At 62.1% G+C, this 585-nt stretch carries 2 protein-coding genes; both read left to right on the forward strand.

Annotated elements, in window-relative coordinates:
• Positions 1-368 (forward strand): hypothetical protein (locus AC1DU6_RS35020; RefSeq protein ID WP_477863149.1); only part of this gene is annotated, 368 nt, incomplete at its 5' end.
• A partial coding sequence (locus tag AC1DU6_RS35025; protein WP_477863151.1) for an RNA polymerase sigma factor occupies positions 365-585 on the forward strand: 221 nt, incomplete at its 3' end. The genes AC1DU6_RS35020 and AC1DU6_RS35025, both read left to right, overlap by 4 nt.

Raw genomic sequence — 585 nt, forward strand, 5'->3', positions numbered from 1 at the left:
CACCAGCATCGTCCTTGGATCAGGAGCCCGGCGGTGTTGCCGGTGCGAAACGACGGAGCATTCAAATGAAGCGGACTTTGATACGCTACCGGACCAAAGACGATGCGGCTGCGGAAAATCAGCGCCTCATCGAGAACGTGTTCCGGGAGCTGCAGGCCAAGGCGCCGGAGGGAGTTCGCTACATGGTGCTCAGGCTGGGCGACGGCAGTTTTGTTCACCTTGTCGAGGACGTTGACGGGCGCAATTCGGTGCCCGAGCTTGATGCCTTCAAGTTGTTCCAGAGCGGCATCAAGGAGCGCTGCGCTGAACCGCCGGTGGCGCATGCCGCGACCATCGTCGGCAATTACCGCATGCTGGATCCACAATGAGCGATTTCGCCGCGCCGGCCGCTGGCCGTCCTGCGTTCGATCGATTGCTCAGTGAGCTCCGGCCGAAGCTTCATCGCTATTGTGCCCGCATGACCGGCTCGGTTATCGACGGCGAGGACGTGGTTCAGGAGGCGATCATCAAGGCGCTCGAGGCCTTTGCTGATGCGGGCCCGATCGCCAAGCCGGAAGGCTGGCTGTTCCGGATCGCCCACAACAC

The organism is Roseateles sp. P5_B10 (assembly GCF_056400485.1).